This window comes from Azorhizobium caulinodans ORS 571 (genome assembly GCF_000010525.1).
Taxonomy (GTDB): Bacteria; Pseudomonadota; Alphaproteobacteria; order Rhizobiales; family Xanthobacteraceae; genus Azorhizobium; species Azorhizobium caulinodans.
The window spans coordinates 3,928,784-3,947,300 of record NC_009937.1; the positions used below are offsets into that span (position 1 = coordinate 3,928,784).

Consider the following 18,517-nt stretch of genomic DNA (forward strand, 5'->3'; position numbering starts at 1 on the left):
GCCCATGTCCGAGACCGGAACCGGCGAACAGATCTTCGCCAACGCCCGCATCGTGCTGGCGGACCGCATCCTCGAAGGCCATGTGCAGGTGGTGGGCGGCACCATCCGCAGCGTGGACACAGGCGCCGTACCCGCCGGTGCCGTCGATCTGGAAGGCGATTATCTGCTCCCGGGCCTCGTGGAACTCCACACGGACCATGTGGAAGGCCATCTGGCGCCGCGCCCGCGTGTACGCTGGAACCCGGTGTCAGCCGTCGTCGCCCATGATGCGCAGATCGCCGCCTCCGGCATCACCACCGTGTTCGACAGCCTGCGCGTCTGGCCGGACAAGAAGGCGGTGGGCATGGATGGGGACGCCCCGCTGCTGCTGGAGGCTCTCGCCACGGCGCGGGCCGCCGGCGTGCTGCGGGCGGACCATCTGGTGCATCTGCGCTGTGAGGTGGCGACCGACACGGTGGTGGAGGATGCCGCTGCCATCGTCGCCGCCCATAAGGTGCAGCTCATTTCGCTGATGGACCACACGCCCGGCCAGCGTCAGTTCGCCAGCACGGAGCATTTCCGTTCTTATTACAAGAAGAAGAGCGGCATCACCGACGAGGAACTGGACGTCATCGTCGCGACCCGCATGGATTATCACACCCGCCTCGCCCGGCCGAACCGGCAGGGGCTGGTGGCCCTCGCCCATCCCAACGGCATCGTGCTGGCGAGCCATGACGACGCCACGCCCGAGCACGTGGCAGAGGCCATCGGCGACGGCATCGCCATTGCCGAATTCCCCACCACCGTGGAGGCCGCGCGCCTGTCGCACGAGGCCGGCATCCGCGTGCTGATGGGGGCGCCGAACCTCGTGCGCGGCGGCTCGCACACCGGCAATGCCTCGGCGGAAGACCTCGCCCGGCAGGGCCTCCTCGACATCCTGTCCTCGGACTATGTGCCGGCGAGCCTGCTCTGGGCGCCTTTCGATCTGACGCGGCGTGTGCCCACCATCTCCTTGCCCGAGGCGGTGCGGCTGGTGACGAAGAATCCTGCCGAGGCCGCCAGCCTCTCCGATCGCGGCGAGATCGCGCCCGGCAAGCGGTCGGACCTCGTGCGCGTGGCCATGGCCGGCGATATTCCGGTGGCGCGCGCGGTGTGGCGCGAGGGCCAGAGGGTGGCATGAGCCCTCAGCCGCCCTTCGGCCCCGGCGCGCTGGTGCTGGTGGTCGGCCCCTCCGGTGCCGGCAAGGACACGCTCATGTCCGCCGCCGCCGGATTGCTGGCGGCGGAGCCGTCGGTCTCCTTCGCCCGCCGCCTCGTCACCCGCACCGACACCACGGGCGAGGACCACACGCCCGTGGACCTCGCCACCTATGAGGCGGACCTCGCGGCGGGGCGCTATCCGCTGGCGTGGCGGGCCCATGGCCTCGCTTATGCCCTGGGGCCGGAGGTGGCGACGCGGATCGCCGCCGGAGGCACCGTGGTCGCCAACGGTTCCCGCGCCACCTTGCCGGAGGCGCGGCGCCGCTTCGCGCGGCTGTTCGTCGTCCACATCACCGTCCCGCTGGCGGTGCGCGCCGTGCGCCTCGCCGCCCGGGGCCGCGAGAGTGCGGAAGAGGTGAAGGCACGCCTTGCCCGCGCGCCCGACGTGCCGCTAGCGGCCGATCTGGAGATCGAGAACACCGGCCCCGTGGCGGAGGGCGCCGCACGCCTTGCCGCCTTCCTGCGCCGCATCAGCGCCGACGCGGCTGCCGCGTGACGCCCAAAAAAATGCCGGCCACGACAGGGTCGGGCCGGCAAGTCATGGGGTCACGTCAAAGCTGAAGCAATTTTCGCGGAAGCATGCACGCTCTGCGAAAGGAATAGCGTCAAACCAAGGGTTTAGAGAGTTCCGCGGTTCCTTGAAATGCGGAATTTCTCCAGGTTTTAAGAGCCCGAAGGCGGAAGCCTGAAGGGCGCGGGGGGAACAGGGCTCTTGCAAAAGGGGACCGCGCAGCGGGCGGCTATTCGATCCCCTGCTCGCACGCCTTCCATTTGGCGGCGAGACGAAAACGTTCATTGATGGCAACCGGATTGGCGAGGATCTTCGCCTCCGCATGCTTGAAGGCCTGGAAGACGATCTCCGCCTCGTCCTGTGTCAGCGGCACGCGGCCGGCCATATGGGTGGCCTCCGGCGCCACTTCCCAGATGGCGCGGCGGTTGGGGTGCTCCTTCACCTCGATGAGATCTGGCGCCTCCAGCTTGCCGTCGAGGCAGATGGCAAGGCCCACCACCTCCAGCTTTCGCCCATCCAGCGTGGTCTTCACGAGCGTCGCCATTCACTCCTCCTCTTCCGCCGCCAGCCAGCTATAGCCGCCCTGATCCCAGAGCTGGGCCAGGGCCTGATCCGCCGTGCAGCCGGGAAACTGCTGCTGCACCGTTTCAAGATCGGCGCGGAAGCGCGCCGCATCCTCCCCCTCCAGCAGCGCCACGCGCTGCTCCGGCTTGCACCGCAGCCGGTAGGCGCCCGCGCCCGGCCCGGCGAGGAGTTCATACTCCGCGCCGGAGAGCAGGGTTTCCGCCGCATCCGACATGGCGCCCTCCCTCAGGCGGCAGCCGCCACCGGCGCGTCGGCAGCCTTTTCCCACTCGGCCCAGGAGCCGTCATAGACCGGGGCCTCCCGCCCCAGCAGCTTCAGCGCCAACGACAGCATGGGCGCGAGAATGCCGGAGGCGCAGGTGGTGACGATGGGCCTGTCGAGATCGACACCGGCCGCCGCGAAGCGGGCAGAGATCGCCTCCGGGGCGACGAGGGCTCCCGTCTGGGTATCGACGAGATCGCCCCACGGCACATTCACCGCGTTGGGCATGTGGCCACGCTTGGCGAAGGCATAGACATCCTCCTGCGTGCCATCGAACTTGCCGGGCCCACGCGCGTCCAGAACCTGTTCGGCGCCGGAGGCGAGATTCGCCTTCATCTGGTCCAGCGTGCGCAGGAGCGCCGGATTGAAGCCGGCGGTGAAGCTGCGCGCCTCTGGCCGCACGGGCGCCATCTCGGCGGGCCGCTTCTCGGCCGCCCATTTGGCATAGCCGCCGTCCAGCAGCGCCACGTTCTCATGGCCGAAGACCCGGAACATCCACCAGGCGCGGGCGGCAGCGGCCCCGCCGCACAGCCGGTCATAGACCACCGCGCGATCGCCTGTGCCCACACCGAGCAGCCCCATCTTGGCGGCGAAATCCTCCTCCTTGGGCAGCATGTGCGGCAGCGGGTTGGTCTTGTCGGCCACCTGATCGATGTCGAAATGCACCGCGCCCGGCAGGTGACGGCCCCGATACTGCGTGCGGCCATCCAGATTGGTGCTCGGATGATGCCAGGTGCAGTCGAGGATGCGCAGATCCCCCTCGCCCAGATGCGCGGCGAGCCATTCGGTGCTGACGACAGGCGTTTCAAAGGCGGATGACGACATCGACAGATCTCCCGCAGCTCACGCGATATCACGGTGGAAGGCAGGTGCGGCGGGGCCGAAACCCACGACGCACCTGCCGGTTTCAGAGCGCCTTGTGCAGCGGATAACCCGCGCGCGGATGGGTGTCGTAATAGTCGGGCCGCTCCGGCCAGCCGCCCTCCGGATTGAACTTGAAGGACACCACCCGCACCGGCGCGCCGTGGGAAGTGGACACTTCGGCCAGCTTGATCTCCCGATCACCGGGGCCGGCGGAGAAATCCGCCACCACCGTGCCGTCCGCCGTGGTGGCGCGGGCGAAACCGAAGGTGCCGGTGGTCGCGCCCTGGACCGGATTGGCCGCGAACTGCGGCGTCTCGCCGGCATCGGTGGGCGTGCCGAAGGCGGGGCTTGCGAAGGAGAGCGTGGCGAGCACGGCGCTGCGGTCCACCTTATGGTCGGCGGTCAGCGGGCGGGCGACCGAATAGAAGGTGAGCGTACCGCCCGCGAGCGCGGCCTTGATCTCGTCGAGGGAAGAGGAGGCGAACTCCAGGGACAGGTTCATGGATGGTCTCCAGCACAGGGTTCGCCGGTGAGGCATCAAGAAGCGTGCCAGCGGCGGGGCCTACATTTAAGATCTTGCGTGGGCAGGCACTTTTCCCCACCGAGCCGATTGGCCGCGGCCGGCGCGTCGGATTTCACACACGATGCGCGGCCGGGGTGCGACAAACGGCTTCGCCCCTTGATTGAAACCCTTCCAGACAAAGCGCTTGCACGGTTCTTGCTGGAGCAGACACACACCCGGATCGCCCGCCCGGAAGGTGCGCGGCATCCGGCGCATGCGGAGGCATCGGCCATGCTTGAGACGGCGATCATCGGCGGCGGGCTATGCGGACTGGCCCTCGCCCGCAGCCTGGCCCGGCAGGGACGTTTCGCGGCGGTGTTCGAGGCGCGACAGCGGCTGGGCGGTCGAATCCTGACACAGCACGCGGCCTCCGGCCTGCCGTTGGACCTGGGGCCGGCCTGGTTCTGGCCGGGCAATCAGCCGCTCATCTCTGGTCTTCTCGCGGAACTCGGCTTCGAGAGCCTGCCGCAGCATGATGACGGTACCGTTCTGCACATGCGCGAGGCCGACGCCAAGGTGGAGCGCATCGCGGGGCGGTTCGTGCATGGCGATGCCCGCCGTGTCGCAGAGGGGCTGGGCGCACTCGTCTCCGCGCTGGCGGGCGCCCTGCCGGACGGGCGGCTCTATCTCGGCCATGCCCTGACCGAAGTGGCGGATGCCGGCGACCACGTGCGCCTCACCTTCTCGACCGACAGCGGTCCCCGCACCATGACCGCGCGCACGGTGGTGCTTGCGCTGCCGCCACGTCTCGTGGCCGAGCGCATCCGCTTCACGCCCGCCCTGGAGCCCCATGTGGTGGAAGCCCTGGAAGGCACCGCCACATGGATGGCGGCGCAGGCCAAGGTCGCCATCGCCTATGACAGCGCCGCTTGGCGGGAGGCCGGCTTCTCCGGCAATGCCTTCGTCACGCACGAGCAGGCCGTGGTGGGCGAGATTTACGACGCCTGCGGGCCGGGCGGCAGCCCCGCCGCGCTCGGCGGCTTCCTTGCCCTCGCGCCGGAGCTGCGGCAGGCCTTCGCCGCCGGCCTGCCCATGCTCATGGACAATCAGATGGTCCAGCTCTTCGGCAGCGCGGTGGAGGGGGGCGTGCAGGCCTATCAGGACTGGGCGCGGGAGCCCTTCACCTGCAGCACGCGCGATCTCGCGGCGCCCGCGCCGGAGCATGTGGACCATGGTCCGCCGCTGCTGCGTCGCCCCTTCTGGGAGGGGCGGCTGCATTTCGGCGGATCGGAAACCGCCGCCCGAGGGGCCGGCTATCTGGAGGGCGCGCTTGAGGCCGCCCACCGCATCGAACGCACCCTGCCACGCCCTGCGACCCAGGGCGAGACGCTCGCGGTCGATGTGGACCCCAATGCAGCCTGCCTCGCCCGCTTCACCGCCTGGGTGGGCAGCCGCAATGACGGGGCGCTCGATGCCTATCGCCGCCACCTGACCCGCGATCTCTCCACACAGCAGCGCGACCAGTTGACCCAGCGCGCCCTGCTCGCCGCCGTGGAAGGGGTCTTCAGCGAGGCGCTGGACGAATTAGCGGCCCTGCCCTTCGTGATGGACGATGTGGCGGTGGAGCGCGGCCGCTCCGCCCTGACCCCGCTGGTGCAGAAGCCCTTCGGCGTCTTTCTCCAGACTCTTCTGGACGACGCCATCGCCTTCAACCGCACCTCGTGTGCCTTGTCGAACTTCCCCACCGAGCACAAGCCGGACAAGGACTATGTGCAGGCGATGCTGCGCGACGTCGCGGCCGCCTGGCAGGACTTCTCCCGCGCCGTCAACCGCGTGCTGCTCGCCAAGGCGGCCGGCGGCGCGACGCCCGCCGCCGAACCCGCCGCCAGCGGCGCCCGCGTGATCCCCTTGCAGCACTGAGCTTTCGGTCTGGAGCCATCCCATGGATACCGATCTCGTCTATGCCATCTGCCAATTGAACGACATTCCGAGCCAGCGCGCGGTGGGCCTCCAACTGGTGCGGGTTGGGCAGGACGGCGCCGAAATCGCCTGGCCCATCGTCATCGTGCGCTGGGGACGGCAGGTGTTCGGTTATGAGAACCGCTGCCCCCATCACGGCGTCAATCTGGACTGGGAGCGCAACCAGTTCCTCGACCCCAACGGCATCCGCCTCATGTGCGGCAAGCACGGCGCTCAGTTCGAGCTCGGCACGGGCCGCTGCATGGACGGCCCATGCAAGGGCGAGAGCCTGACGCCCGTCCCCCTCGTGGTTCTGGACGGTGACATCTGCGTCGTCGGCGTCCAGTTGGCCGAAGATGCGGAAGACGAGGAATTCGACGCCCCGGCGACCTGCGACGAGGAAGCCTGATTTCCTGTCCCCATGGGCTTGCGAGACAATAAAGCCCGCCGGAAGGACGCCGACGGGCTTAGGGCAGGACCCATTTCGGGAGACGGATATCTCGGTGATCCGGCGGTCAGCGGCAGCGGAAAACAGCGTCCGGACCGGGCGGCATCCGGACGCGGCGCGCCGTCAGACGGGACGGTTCTCGTTGCGGTTCTTCACCGGCCCCATGCGGGCGATGCCCTCTTCCACCGTGATGGTGGGATAGGCTTCCTTGAAGCCGATCGCAGCATCCAGCACATAATCGAGCTTGCCAGCGGTATCGAGCTTCTTGATGTCGTTCTTGTCGATGGAGAGGAGGTCGGTCATCTCCTTCCAGACGGTCGATTCATCGCAGGGCAGCACGAAGAAGGTGATGCCGTCCACGACCACGCGATACTTCGCCAGAAGATCGATGTTGTTGCAGAAGATGAAGTAGGTGCCGGTCGGGGTCAGCAGGCCGGAGAGCACCTGCGCCACCTCCGGCAGATAGGCGAAGGAGTGGATGTAGCCGACGAGGATCGAGATGGTCGGCTCGCCCGCCTGCACGACGGTCAGCACCCCTTCGATGGAATAGTCCGGCGGACGCTTCTCGTCGGCCACCTGGGCCTGGAACTTCAGCGCGATATCGCCGCGAAAGCCGAAACGGCCCGGCTTCTTGGTGGGGCCCTTGAGGACCGCGTTGAACAGGCGGTTCTCCTGGTCAAGACGGCTCAAAGCGGTCTCCTCGATGGTCACCGTCTTCTCAAGCGTGGTCATGGAAGCATCCTCGATCTCAAGCCCGTGGACCGGCGTCAGGCCGGCTGGAAACGCCTTCATGCAAATCGGGGGCCGAAACCGGATGCGCCGCGCCGCCCCTTATGGCGCAAGGGTTGCATCGGATGACGCACCCCCATCTGCAAAACCCGAGGCTTTGTCCGCCCATGAAGCTTCAGATCGAACGGCCGCACCTCGAAGCCATGGTGGCGCGCTTTCCCGGCCTCAGCCCCTTGAAGGATCAACTGCGCTTCGGCGACCGGGTGGAGGTGGGCTTCACCCAGCTCTCCGGCGACGAGATCGATTTCCTTCAGGATCTCTATCGTGACGGCGGGCCGGAGCTCGCGACCCGATCGGCCCAGATCGCGACGCTGCAACGGGCGTTCAACGACAAAAGTGTCAGGTTTACGTCGGATGCGTTGGAGGCCGTCCTGCCGGCCATCGCCGCCTATCTCGTGGACGGGGCGATCCAGGGCTGGCTGTTCACCGCCAGCGTCACCAGCCGCCCCCTGCCCTACGTGGTGACGCGTATCGATTACACCGCCCCCTCCAATGATGAGGCCGGGCGCCTGTTCGTCGAGCTGAAGGCGAACGCCAAGGGCGCGCTCACCTCCAACACCTTGCGGATCTCGAGCGGCGACATCGCCGGAAAGACGGTGGCGGAAATTCTGGCGGCCAAGGGGTTCGTCAAGGAAACGCCGGAGCTCATTGCCGCCTATGAGGCGACGGAAGCGCGCTATTTCGAGTGGCGCGGCCGCTATGGGGCCCAGTTCACCGGCACCGGCACGGCCTTCTATACGGAAGATCCCAACGCCTCCCACCGCGACACCGACTGGTCGCGCAAGGATGTGGTGGTGCTCTCCGCCAGCGGCGGCCCGGCGCGGCTCGTCAATGACGAGAGCATCCTGACCTCCCGCGCCCTGACGCTCGACGTGCCGGGCGACATCCTCGGCGCCTATCTGCGCAAGGCGGCCAAGAGCAATCTCTATGACGCCGAAGACGAGGTGGAGCGGCAGAAGGCGGGCATCCCCGCCGGCCTGTTCAGCCGCATTCCCATCCACCCCTACATCCTCATGTTCCACCTCGACCTGCACCATTATCTGTGGGTGCACGTGGACGACATGAAACCCTATGCCTACCAGCCGGACCTCAAGCACAAGCTGGTGCTGCCGGAGGAACAGACCGACCTGATCGACATCCTCACCGCCGAGATGGACCTCTTGATGGATGACATCGTGGCCGGCAAATCGGGCGGCACCACCGTGCTCTGCGCCGGCCCTCCAGGCGTCGGCAAGACGCTCACCGCCGAGGTCTATGCGGAGATCATCCAGCGCCCGCTCTATCGCGTGCATTCCGGCCAGCTGGGGCTCAATGCGGCGGCCATGGAGGCGGCGCTGCGCGAGACGCTCACCCGCGCCCAGCGCTGGGGCGCGGTGATGCTGATCGACGAGGCCGACGTCTATATCAAGCGGCGGGAGGACGACATGACCATGAATGCGGTGGTCGGCGTCTTCCTGCGGGTGCTGGAATATTTCAACGGCCTGCTGTTCCTCACCACCAACCGCATCGACGACATCGACGAGGCCATCGTCTCGCGCTGTATCGCGCTCATCAAGTTTCACACGCCGGATGCCGCCGCCCGCCGGCGCATCTGGGACGTGATGGCGGAGCAGTTCGCGCTCGACCTAGATGGGCAGCTCATCGACACGCTGGTGGAGACCTTTCCCGACGCCTCCGGCCGCGACATCAAGGGGCTCGCCAAGCTGGTGGCGAAATATTGCCACCACAAGCAGGTGCCGGCGGGCCTTCCCGTATTCGAGCGTTGCGCAGTCTTCCGGGGCATGGCCTGAGGCCGGACAATCGGATGGCGGGCGGTGGCGCAAACCGCCCGTGTCGCAAAGGCGACAAGGGTCTGCTTCGCGACAGCAGCAGCGACACTTCTGCAATGATTCCAAAGGACTGATCGCTGGCACGCCTCTTGCTGATCATACGTCAGAACGGCTCTGACGCATCAGGGAGACGGCCATGATCAATCTCACCGACAGCGCGTTGAATGCGGTCCGCACGGCCATTGGCTCCGCGGGCGGGCCCGTGGGCGGCCTGCGCATCCAGGTCGAGGCGGGCGGCTGCGCCGGCTACAAGTACCAGATGGGCCTCGTCGTCGATGCAGAGCCCGATGACACGGTGATCGAACGCGAGGGTGTGAAGGTCTTCGTGGACAACAAGAGCCACGAATATCTCGCCGGCACCACCATCGATTTCGTGGTGGCGCTCGAAGGCTCGGGTTTCACCTTCGACAATCCGAATGCCAACAACAGCTGCTCCTGCGGCAAGTCCTTCGGCTGAACCGTCGCTCCCACGGAGACATTCCCATCATGCTGATCGAGACCCAGATCCCCGAAGCGGCACCGGTCGTCGAAACCGAGCGCGAACGGATCATCAAGGCCGTGATCGAGGAGATCCGCCCGAACCTCCAGCGCGACGGCGGCGACTGCCAGCTTCTCGGGCTCGAAGGCAACAAAGTGCTGGTGAAGATGACCGGCGCCTGCGTCTTCTGCAAGCTCGCGAGCATGACGCTGGAGGGCATCCAGTCCCGCCTCGTGGAGCGGCTTGGAGAGCTCGTGCGCGTGGTGCCGGTCGCCGGCGCTGCGAAGCACTGAGCGGGACGGAGCCGTGCCGATCTATCTCGACAACAACGCGACGACGCGGGTCGATCCCGCCGTCGTCGCGGCCATGTTGCCCTTTTTCACCGAGCAGTTCGGCAATGCCTCCTCCTCCCACGCGTTCGGCAGCAGCGTTGCCGAAAGCGTGCGCGCCGCCCGTCGCAGCCTTCAGGCGCTGATTGGCGCGGCGTTTGATCATGAGATCGTCTTCACCTCCGGCGGGACGGAATCGGACAACACCGCCATCCTTTCCGCCCTCGCCACGCAGGAGGGACGGGACGAGATCGTCACCAGCGCGGTCGAGCACCCGGCGGTGCTGAACCTGCTGGATCATCTGGAAGCCACGCGCGGCATCACCGTTCATCGCATCGGTGTCGATGGCGAGGGACGGCTTGATCTTGAGGCCTTCGCCCGCGCGCTCTCTCCGCGCACGGCGCTCGCCACCATCATGTGGGCGAACAATGAGACGGGCACCCTGTTCCCCGTCGCCCAGCTGGCGCAGATGGCCCGCGCCGTCGGCGCGCTGTTCCACACGGACGCGGTTCAGGCGGTCGGCAAGATACCGATCGATCTGGCGGCGACGCAGATCGACATGCTTTCGCTCTCCGGCCACAAGCTGCACGGGCCAAAAGGCATCGGCGCCCTCTATCTGCGCAAAGGCACGCCTTTCGCCCCGCTGGTGCGTGGCGGCCCGCAGGAGCGGCGGCGGCGCGGCGGCACGGAGAATGTGCCGGGCATCGTCGGCCTCGGGGCGGCGGCGGCGCTGGCGCTCGAAGAGCTGCCCGAGGAACAGGGCCGCGTGCGCGCGCTGCGCGACCGGCTGGAACAGGGCGTGCTCCAGCAGGCCGGCCCCTGCCGGGCGCTGGGCGTGCCGGACGGACGCCTGCCCAACACCACCAACATCGCCTTCGAGCATCTGGAGGGCGAGGCGGTACTGCACAATCTCAACAAGGCGGGCATCGCCGCCTCGCTCGGCTCCGCCTGCGCCTCCGGCTCCATGGAGCCGTCCCATGTGCTGAAAGCCATGCAGGTGCCGGCGAGCGCGCTGCGCGGGGCCATCCGCTTCTCGCTCTCGCGCGACAATACGGACGACGACGTCGACCGGGTTCTGCAGGTGCTGCCGGAAATCACCGCCAGGCTGCGGTCCACCGTGCCGGCCTGACCGGCGCGCCGCTTTCTCTGGCGAGCGCGCGATCAGTGATCGCACTCTAATTTATCGAATAGAAACGGATTCTGCCCGCACATTGAAGCATCAAAGCAATTCAATGCGCGGAGATCCGGCTCTAAGGCGCCAAGGAGCATCCAGACGATGAAGATCATGATCCGCCGCTCACCCGAGACCGGCCTCTCCATCTATGTTCCCAAGAAGGATCTGGAGGAGCCGATCGTGGAAAGCGAGCACCCGACCCTCTGGGGCGGCTGGATCCGCATCGCCAATGGCTGGGTGCTGGAGCTGCCGGAGATGGCCGCCGACACCACGCTGCCCATCACCGTGAATGCGCGCAAGCGCGGCGAAGACGAAGGCTGACGGCCATGAACGCCCCGACCCCGCATATCGATTTCGCCAATCCAGCCGACGCCACGGCCGTGCTGAAGGACGTCGCCGGCCAGTTGCGCGCCGGGGCGATCGTGCCCTATCTCGGGCCGGCGGTGGCCGCCCTCTCGCAACCGGAGGTGCCGCTGGGGCCGGAGGCGCTCGCGGCCTTCTTCGGCACCAAGGTGGCGCTGCCACGCCGGGCGAAGGGCAATGCCTGGGCTTCGGCGCAGCATATCGAGAGCATGAAGCACCGCTCCACCGTGACCGCCTACATGACGGAAGCCTTCACGCCCAAGGTGACGCCGAATGCGCTGCATCGCCTGTTAGCGTCGCTTCCGGTGCCGATGATCGTCGACACCTGGTATGACGGCGCCATGCGGGCGGCCCTTGCCGAGCGCAGCGACTGGGGCGAGGCACAGGGCATCACCCGCGCCGGCATCGGCGAGGACCGCTGGTATCGCTTCTACGACGCCGCGGGCGCGGAAACCGACAAGGCCGCGGCCGAGAGCTGGACCACCCTGCTCTACAAGCCGCACGGCAGCGTGGCGCCCGCCAAGAACTTCCTCATTTCGGACGCCGATTATGTGGAGGTTCTGACCGAGATCGACATCCAGACGCCGATCCCCGACATCGTGAAGCACCGGCGCACCGAGCGCAGCTTCCTGTTCCTCGGCTGCCGGTTCAACGACCAGATGCTGCGCACCTACGCACGGCAGCTGATCAAGCGATCGTCGGATCATCATTACGCCCTCGTCGAGCCCGATGCCCTCTCCAAGAATGAGCTGCGCTTCCTGCTGGAGGCGGGTCTCACGCCGCTCGCCTTGCCGCTGGACAAGGCGGTGGAGATCCTTTGCGCCTGAAGCGTTTCGGCATCATCTCTCCTGTGCCTGCCGCGCCCTTCGGGCGCGGTTCTTTTTTGCCCGCGCAGACGCAGCCTCGATCTGTAATCTTTCCAACATGAGCTGTGTCGCATCCTCCGCGCTGTTGGCAACGCGACAGAGTGGACAAAGCCAACAAGCTTTTGATGTTCAACGCTTCCGGCTCCTCCCGCCGTGGTGGCACGGCTGTTGCTGGTATCTCCTCAGTAATATTGCGGATCGGCCAGCAGCGAGGAACGGACATGCACGGCTTGACACAGGACGTCAGCAGCGCCGGAAGCGCTCCCGACATGGGTGAGATCATGCAGGCCATTGCCGAACACAAAGGCTGTGGCACCTCGGGCGGCAGCGGCAAGGCCAGCTGCGGCTCCGGCGCGGGTCAGGGCGACCTGCCCACCGAAATCTGGGAGAAGGTGAAGAACCATCCCTGCTACAGCGAGGAAGCCCACCACCATTACGCCCGCATGCATGTGGCCGTCGCCCCGGCGTGCAACATCCAGTGCAACTACTGCAACCGCAAGTATGATTGCGCGAACGAGAGCCGGCCCGGCGTGGTGAGCGAGAAGCTCTCCCCCGAGCAGGCGGCCAAGAAGGTGCTGGCGGTGGCCTCCACCATCCCCCAGATGACGGTGCTCGGCATCGCCGGCCCGGGCGACCCGCTCGCCAATCCGGAGAAGACCTTCAAGACCTTCGAACTGATTTCGAAGACCGCGCCGGACATCAAGCTCTGCCTGTCCACTAACGGCCTCACCCTGCCGGACCACGTGGACACCATCGCCAGCTACAATGTCGATCACGTGACCATCACCATCAACATGGTGGATCCCGAGATCGGCGCGAAGATCTACCCCTGGGTCTTCTACAAGCACAAGCGCTACACCGGCATCGACGCGGCCAAGATCCTCACCGATCGCCAGTTGCTCGGCCTCGAGATGCTCACCGCCCGCGGCATCCTCACCAAGATCAACTCGGTGATGATCCCCGGCATCAACGACCAGCATCTGGTCGAGGTGAACAAGGCGGTGAAGTCGCGCGGCGCCTTCCTGCACAACATCATGCCCCTCATCTCCGCCCCCGAGCACGGCACCGTCTTCGGCCTCAACGGCCAGCGCGGCCCGACCGCCCAGGAGCTGAAGGCCCTGCAGGACAGCTGCGAGGGCGAGATGAACATGATGCGTCACTGCCGCCAGTGCCGCGCCGATGCGGTGGGCCTGCTCGGCGAAGACCGCAGCGCAGAATTCACCACCGACAAGATCATGGCGATGGAGGTGAATTACGACATGGAAGGCCGCAAGGCCTACCAGGCCGCGGTGGAAGAAGAGCGCGTCGCCAAGGTCGCGGCCAAGCAGGAAGAGCTGGCCGGCCTCGCTGGCGAGATGAGCGACATCAAGCTTCTGGTGGCGGTAGCGACCAAGGGCTCGGGCCTCATCAACGAGCACTTCGGCCATGCCAAGGAATTCCAGGTCTATGAGCTCTCCACGGCGGGCGCCAAGTTCGTCGGTCATCGCCGCGTCGATCTCTATTGCCAGGGCGGCTATGGCGAGGAGGACAGCCTGGAGACCATCATCCGCGCCATCAACGACTGCCATGCGGTGTTCGTGGCGAAGATCGGCGGCTGCCCGAAGAGCGACCTGCTGAAGGCCGGCATCGAGCCGGTGGACCAGTTCGCCCACGAGTTCATCGAGAAATCGGCCATCGGCTGGTTCAAGGATTATCTCGCGAAGGTCAATTCGGGCGAGATCGAGCACGTGGCGCGTGGCGATGCCGCCATTCGCCAGGGCGCGCTCATCTCGGCCGCCTGAGCGAACGATCGGGAGGCAGCCATGGCACTCAAGATCGTCTCATCCCAGTGCACCAGCTGTTCGGCCTGCGAGCCGGAATGCCCGAACGTGGCCATCAGCGAGAAGAACGGCACGTTCGTGATCGACCCGAAGAAGTGCACCGAGTGCATCGGACATTATGACGTGCCGCAGTGCGCGGCCGTCTGTCCGGTGGACGACACCTGCATCATCGACACGTCCTACCCGCGCTACCAAGGCGCGGCGTGAGAAAAGGGGAGGCGCAACCATGAATTTCCAGATGACACCGGCGGCGGAGCGTTTCATCCGCCTGATGCTCCGGGCGGACGGCAATGCCGCAAGCGGCTTCCGTCTGGTGCTGAGCCCCGGCGGTTGCTCGGGCCTCAGCGCGGACATCAGCGTCACCCCGGCTCCGGCCAGCGGTGATGCGGTGGTGGAAAAGAATGGCGTGCGCCTCTTCCTGCCGGCGGAAAGCCGCATCCTGCTCGAAGGCGTGACCATCGATTTCGCCGACACCGCGTCCCAGACCGGGCTGGTGTTCCGCGATCCGAAGGCCACGGGCACCTGCAGCTCGCACGGCACCGTGCAGCTGTCCTGAGCGGAGCGGCCTTGCACACGGCACGCGACACCTCCGGCTCCCGCACCCTCACCGGCGCGGGAGCCCCTGTCTCCGACGGCTTCGAGGACGCGCTCCTCTCCGATCCCTTGCTGGGCGGTGGGCTGCCGGAGGACGCTGAAGCCCATCTTCATGCCGCGAGCCTTGCCTATGCGGATGGAGCTGTCGCGGAGGCGCATCTCAAGGCCGCACAAGGGCTCGCGCCTGGTCATGTGGCTGTGCTGATCGGCCTGTACCGTTTCTATTTCTACAAAGGACGGCTGGCGGAGGCGCTCGAAGTGTCCAAGGAATGTCTGATCAAGTCCGCACGGGACAACAATTTCTCCACGGACTGGCGCGATGTGCACGCCGGCGACGCCGACTTCGGCCGCTACGAGAGCCTGAAGCCGCGCTTCTTCCTCTTCAGCCTCAAGGGCTACGCTTATCTCCAGATGCGCCTTGGCGAGCTGGAGGAAGGGCGTGCCGCCGCCACCAAGCTGATGCAGCTCGACCCGAGCGACAAGATCGGCGCCCGCGTGCTGCTCGACATTCTGGACCGGGCGGAGCAAGACGATGACGGATGACATCGACGAGGCTCTGGACTGGCAGGGCCACGACATCGATTGCGCTAGCTGCACCCATCGCGACATCGAGGCCGAAGGCCGCTGCCGGCTGAAGCATGCCTGCGTGCATGATCGCTACGCCCGGCGCATCGACCGTTTCTTCAACTGGAACCCCGGCCTCGCCAACCGTTATGTGGCGCATCCGCATTTCGAGGTGCGGGCCATCGCCGCCAAGCACGCCAGCACCTTCCTGCTGCCGCCGCTGCTGGAGGATCCGGAGGAGACCGTGCGCTGGAATGCGGCGCGCCGCTTGCCCAAGCGCCTCATCCTGCCGCTGCGCCACGATCCGCACCGGGAGGTGCGCATCCGCATCGTCTCCCTGCTGGAAGATGCCGACCTCGGCCCGATGATGGCGGACGAGGATTATTATGTGCGCCTCGTGGTCGCCCGGCGCGTGCCGCCCGCCCTGCTCGGGCGAATGATGGCCGATCCGGAGACGGAGGTCCGCCGCGTCGTCGCGCAGCGCCTGCCCCGCGAGTGGCTGCTGCGCATGGCCGATGACGCCGACGCCACCGTGCGGCTTGAGATCGCCCGCCGCCTTTCGCCCGACCTCGTGGCACGGCTCAAGAACGATGCGGACTGGCGTGTGCGCTATGAGGTGGCCTGCGCCGCCCCCGTCGGCGAACTCGCCGCTCTCGCCGACGACTGCGACGATCTTGTGCGCGAGGCCGCCCGCGCCCGGCAGGCGACGCCGTACGCCGACGGCATCGGGAGCCGGCCATGAGCAACATTGTTCGCGACAGCGACGTGGTGGAACTGAATGATCCGCCCTATTTCTCCTATGGCGAGAAGGTGCGCGCCCGCCGCACCATCCGGAACGACGGCACCTATGCCGGCAAGGAGATCGGGGATGTGCTCGCCCGGAAGGGCGAGCTCGGCTACGTGGTGAGCATCGGCACATTCCTCCAGCAGTTCTACATCTATGGCGTGGAATTCACCGAGAGCGGCAACCGCGTCGGCATGAAGCGCAAGGAGCTGGAGCCCGTGGTCTCCCGCGACGATATCGACATCCCCCTGCCGGAGTGACGACCGTGTTTGAGCCCAGAGAACCGAAATACCAGTGGGGCATGCGCGTGCGGGCCGCCATCGATCTCATCAACGACGGCTCGTTCCCCGAGGCGGCTCCCGCGCAGATTCTCGTGCCGGCCGGTGGCCTCGGCGAAATCGTGCAGGTCGGCACCCACACGGAGGCGAACCTGCCCATCTATCTCGTGGAATTCTCAGAGAAGCTGGTGGTCGGCTGCTTCGAGGAAGAGATCACGCCGCTCTGAGCGGAGAACCCGCCATACCCTTTCCGCGCCGCCGCAAGGACGGGCGCGGCACGCGATCTGGAAGGAGAACCGGTGATGCGTTCCGCGGCCATGACGAGCGCCAACCTGCGCCTGTCGCCTCATCCCAATGATCTCGACCGCAAGCGCATCGAGCGCGGGCTCGAGAACCGCAAGCGCTATCGTTATGTGTCGCCGCTCGTGAAGGCGACGGCGGGCGGCTATCATATCTCCAGCCCCTGCTGCTCCCGCAACATCGACCCGGAGGGCGGCATCGTCGATGTGGCGCTGCTCATCCATGAGGTGGATACCGGCCGCTGGCAGCTCTATGCCCGTGAGCATGCGGCGCGGCGCTGGGGCCTCCACAGCATCCACGAGAAGCTCTCGGATGCGCTGGAGGAGATCAACCTCGATCCCGAGCGCATCTTCTGGCAATGATTTTGCATCGTTCCAGACTGAGGCCTTCCATCATAGGGTCAGGATCATGGCGCTGGCAGAGAACGACTTGGCGGAAATCGAGAAAATCCTCTCGGCGCCGGACAACGGCAGCGGTGTGATCGCGACATTGCGTGGTCTGCTTCCGCACCTGTCCTGGACCGGCTGTGATGCTTCCGACATGTCGGACGAGCCGTTCCGCACCTATCCGGCCTATGAGGTCCATCTGCTGGACACCGCCGACCACTGCGTCCAGCTCACCTCCGATCCCGCCCGCGCCACCGGCGTCGTGCTCGCCAAGCGCAAGGTGAAGCCATGATTGAGTCCGCACTCATCGATGGCGATACCCGCGCGGAAACCGACGAAGCCGAACTCGATGTCGGCTTCATTCCCCTGTCCGACCCCGATATCACCGGCGCGGAACTGGCGGCGGTCGATGGCGTGCTCCGCAGCCCGCGCCTGTCGGGGGGGGCCGTCGTCGGGGCCTTCGAGACCGCGTTTGCGGCCTATCTGGGCCGGCGCTATGCGGTGGCGGTGCCGAGCGGCACCTTCGCTCTCATGCTCGTTCTCAAAGCCTATGGCATCGGCCCGGGCGACGAGGTGATCGCCTCGCCCTATTCCTTCCGCGAAACGGCCCATGCCATCAGCCTCGTGGGCGCACGACCGGTCTTTGCCGACGTGGATTACTGGTCGGGAACCCTCGTTCCCGAGAAGGCAGAGGCGCGTATCACCCCGGCCACAAAGGCCATTCTCGCGGCCAACACCAACGGCCATCCGGCCGCGTGGGACGGCCTGCGCGCCGTGGCGGAGCGGCACGGCCTGAAGCTGCTGGAGGATTCCACCGAAGCCATCGGCTCGCGCTACAAGGGCGCGCTCGTCGGCACCTTCGGTGATGCGTCGGTCTTCGACTTCTCCCAACCCTTCCCCATCACCTGCGGCGAGGGCGGGATCATCGTCACCGACGATGTGGACGTGGCGGTGGCCGCCCGGCGCCATCGCGCGCACCGGCTGGACGAGCGCTCGTCCGTGGTGGTGAGCGGCACCCCGCCCTTCCAGGCCACGATGAGCGAGATTTCCGCCGCGCTGGCCCTGACCCAGCTTCAGCGGCTGGACGAGATCCTGGAACGGCGGCGCAGCACCGAACACCTCTACTACAAGCACATCAAGTCCTTCGAGGGGATCAAGGATCCCTACATGGCGCCCGATGTGACCGAGGTGAACTGGTTCCTCTACCTCGTGCACCTCGGCAACCGCTTCTCGCGCTCCAGCCGCGACTCCATCGTGGAGGACCTGAAGGTCGAGCAGGTGGAGGCCGCCGGCTATTGCCACCCGCTGCACCTGCAGCGGCACTATTTCGACCTGGGATACCGGCGTGGCGACTATCTGGTCTCGGAGAAGCTCGCGGACCGAGCCGTCGCCCTCCCTTTCCACGCCCATCTGAGTGAGGACCAGATCCAGTTCATCGTCGAGACGATGAAGGACGCCTCCATCAATGTGGGCGCGGGAGCAGCCATTTATTGACGCCCGCCGGCGCTGCCGGCGGAACGTCCATCGGGAGCCGGAGCCAAGGGATCGCGATCCCGGCCACCCTCCGTCTCGTAACTGATCATTCAATCATCTGC

The 18,517-nt window shown here is 66.6% G+C and carries 25 protein-coding genes; 20 read left to right on the forward strand and 5 right to left on the reverse strand.

The features are described 5' to 3' along the window. Positions 1-4 precede the first annotated feature (4 nt). On the forward strand, positions 5-1,159 hold the full coding sequence (locus AZC_RS17490) for an alpha-D-ribose 1-methylphosphonate 5-triphosphate diphosphatase (protein WP_012171922.1): 1,155 nt from the start codon (positions 5-7) through the stop codon (positions 1,157-1,159). Further along, the gene (gene phnN / locus AZC_RS17495) at positions 1,156-1,734 is read left to right on the forward strand and encodes a phosphonate metabolism protein/1,5-bisphosphokinase (PRPP-forming) PhnN (protein ID WP_012171923.1); all 579 of its coding nucleotides are present in this window, start codon (positions 1,156-1,158) and stop codon (positions 1,732-1,734) included. Before AZC_RS17490 ends, phnN begins: the two co-directional genes overlap by 4 nt. A 244-nt stretch (positions 1,735-1,978) precedes the next feature. On the opposite strand, the gene AZC_RS17500 is transcribed toward phnN, so the two are convergent. The 4 genes from AZC_RS17500 to AZC_RS17515 form a co-directional block, all read right to left on the reverse strand. Further along, positions 1,979-2,293, reverse strand: a complete 315-nt coding sequence (locus AZC_RS17500; protein ID WP_012171924.1) for a hypothetical protein — start codon at positions 2,291-2,293, stop codon at positions 1,979-1,981. Then, positions 2,294-2,548 (reverse strand): hypothetical protein, encoded by a 255-nt coding sequence (locus AZC_RS17505; protein WP_012171925.1) that lies wholly within the window; start codon positions 2,546-2,548, stop codon positions 2,294-2,296. An 11-nt stretch (positions 2,549-2,559) separates the two neighbouring features. Further along, a complete protein-coding gene (locus AZC_RS17510; protein ID WP_012171926.1) occupies positions 2,560-3,420 on the reverse strand; it encodes a sulfurtransferase in 861 nt (286 codons plus the stop codon). An 82-nt stretch (positions 3,421-3,502) separates the two neighbouring features. Continuing rightward, the gene (locus AZC_RS17515; RefSeq protein ID WP_043879533.1) at positions 3,503-3,961 is read right to left on the reverse strand and encodes a hypothetical protein; all 459 of its coding nucleotides are present in this window, start codon (positions 3,959-3,961) and stop codon (positions 3,503-3,505) included. Positions 3,962-4,252: 291 nt separating this feature from the next. Between AZC_RS17515 and AZC_RS17520 the strand changes: the two genes are divergently transcribed. Beyond that, positions 4,253-5,881 carry a flavin monoamine oxidase family protein gene (locus AZC_RS17520; protein WP_012171928.1) on the forward strand — a complete coding sequence of 543 codons (1,629 nt, stop codon included), beginning with the start codon at positions 4,253-4,255 and terminating at the stop codon, positions 5,879-5,881. Between the two features lie 22 nt (positions 5,882-5,903). Continuing rightward, positions 5,904-6,329, forward strand: coding sequence for a Rieske (2Fe-2S) protein (locus AZC_RS17525; RefSeq protein ID WP_012171929.1), 426 nt, complete (start codon positions 5,904-5,906; stop codon positions 6,327-6,329). Between the two features lie 162 nt (positions 6,330-6,491). Here AZC_RS17525 and AZC_RS17530 read toward each other — a convergent pair whose 3' ends face one another. Continuing rightward, a complete protein-coding gene (locus AZC_RS17530) occupies positions 6,492-7,100 on the reverse strand; it encodes a hypothetical protein (protein ID WP_012171930.1) in 609 nt (202 codons plus the stop codon). 164 nt (positions 7,101-7,264) lie between these two features. On the opposite strand from AZC_RS17530, the gene AZC_RS17535 reads away from it, so the two are divergent. From AZC_RS17535 to AZC_RS17610, 16 genes are all read left to right on the forward strand, one after another. Next, positions 7,265-8,947, forward strand: coding sequence for an ATP-binding protein (locus AZC_RS17535; protein WP_012171931.1), 1,683 nt, complete (start codon positions 7,265-7,267; stop codon positions 8,945-8,947). 175 nt (positions 8,948-9,122) lie between these two features. After that, complete coding sequence (locus AZC_RS17540) at positions 9,123-9,443, forward strand: HesB/IscA family protein (RefSeq protein ID WP_012171932.1); 321 nt, start codon at positions 9,123-9,125, stop codon at positions 9,441-9,443. Positions 9,444-9,472: 29 nt separating this feature from the next. Continuing rightward, complete coding sequence (locus tag AZC_RS17545) at positions 9,473-9,757, forward strand: NifU family protein (RefSeq protein WP_012171933.1); 285 nt, start codon at positions 9,473-9,475, stop codon at positions 9,755-9,757. A gap of 73 nt (positions 9,758-9,830) precedes the next feature. Continuing rightward, positions 9,831-10,922 (forward strand): cysteine desulfurase NifS, encoded by a 1,092-nt coding sequence (gene nifS, locus AZC_RS17550; RefSeq protein WP_244421877.1) that lies wholly within the window; start codon positions 9,831-9,833, stop codon positions 10,920-10,922. A gap of 147 nt (positions 10,923-11,069) precedes the next feature. Then, positions 11,070-11,288 carry a putative nitrogen fixation protein NifT gene (nifT, locus tag AZC_RS17555; protein WP_012171935.1) on the forward strand — a complete coding sequence of 73 codons (219 nt, stop codon included), beginning with the start codon at positions 11,070-11,072 and terminating at the stop codon, positions 11,286-11,288. Positions 11,289-11,293: 5 nt separating this feature from the next. After that, positions 11,294-12,157, forward strand: a complete 864-nt coding sequence (locus tag AZC_RS17560) for an SIR2 family NAD-dependent protein deacylase (protein ID WP_012171936.1) — start codon at positions 11,294-11,296, stop codon at positions 12,155-12,157. A gap of 260 nt (positions 12,158-12,417) precedes the next feature. Next, on the forward strand, positions 12,418-13,977 hold the full coding sequence (gene nifB / locus AZC_RS17565; RefSeq protein WP_012171937.1) for a nitrogenase cofactor biosynthesis protein NifB: 1,560 nt from the start codon (positions 12,418-12,420) through the stop codon (positions 13,975-13,977). Positions 13,978-13,998: 21 nt separating this feature from the next. Then, a complete protein-coding gene (locus AZC_RS17570) occupies positions 13,999-14,223 on the forward strand; it encodes a YfhL family 4Fe-4S dicluster ferredoxin (protein ID WP_012171938.1) in 225 nt (74 codons plus the stop codon). Positions 14,224-14,242: 19 nt separating this feature from the next. Continuing rightward, positions 14,243-14,572 carry a HesB/IscA family protein gene (locus AZC_RS17575; RefSeq protein ID WP_012171939.1) on the forward strand — a complete coding sequence of 110 codons (330 nt, stop codon included), beginning with the start codon at positions 14,243-14,245 and terminating at the stop codon, positions 14,570-14,572. 107 nt (positions 14,573-14,679) lie between these two features. Next, positions 14,680-15,153, forward strand: a complete 474-nt coding sequence (locus AZC_RS17580; protein ID WP_244421878.1) for a hypothetical protein — start codon at positions 14,680-14,682, stop codon at positions 15,151-15,153. Then, positions 15,143-15,916, forward strand: coding sequence for a 4Fe4S-binding leucine-rich repeat protein (locus tag AZC_RS17585; protein ID WP_012171941.1), 774 nt, complete (start codon positions 15,143-15,145; stop codon positions 15,914-15,916). The genes AZC_RS17580 and AZC_RS17585 overlap by 11 nt, the downstream gene beginning before the upstream one ends. After that, the gene (locus tag AZC_RS17590) at positions 15,913-16,218 is read left to right on the forward strand and encodes a nitrogen fixation protein NifZ (protein ID WP_012171942.1); all 306 of its coding nucleotides are present in this window, start codon (positions 15,913-15,915) and stop codon (positions 16,216-16,218) included. Before AZC_RS17585 ends, AZC_RS17590 begins: the two co-directional genes overlap by 4 nt. A 5-nt stretch (positions 16,219-16,223) precedes the next feature. After that, on the forward strand, positions 16,224-16,463 hold the full coding sequence (locus tag AZC_RS17595; protein WP_043879534.1) for a nitrogen fixation protein NifZ: 240 nt from the start codon (positions 16,224-16,226) through the stop codon (positions 16,461-16,463). A 75-nt stretch (positions 16,464-16,538) separates the two neighbouring features. Beyond that, entirely contained in the window at positions 16,539-16,898 is a 360-nt protein-coding gene (locus AZC_RS17600) for a DUF3024 domain-containing protein (protein WP_043879535.1), read from the forward strand. Between the two features lie 46 nt (positions 16,899-16,944). Further along, on the forward strand, positions 16,945-17,214 hold the full coding sequence (locus tag AZC_RS17605; protein WP_012171945.1) for a hypothetical protein: 270 nt from the start codon (positions 16,945-16,947) through the stop codon (positions 17,212-17,214). Next, positions 17,211-18,416, forward strand: a complete 1,206-nt coding sequence (locus tag AZC_RS17610) for a DegT/DnrJ/EryC1/StrS family aminotransferase (RefSeq protein ID WP_012171946.1) — start codon at positions 17,211-17,213, stop codon at positions 18,414-18,416. Before AZC_RS17605 ends, AZC_RS17610 begins: the two co-directional genes overlap by 4 nt. The last annotated feature ends 101 nt before the right edge of the window (positions 18,417-18,517 follow it).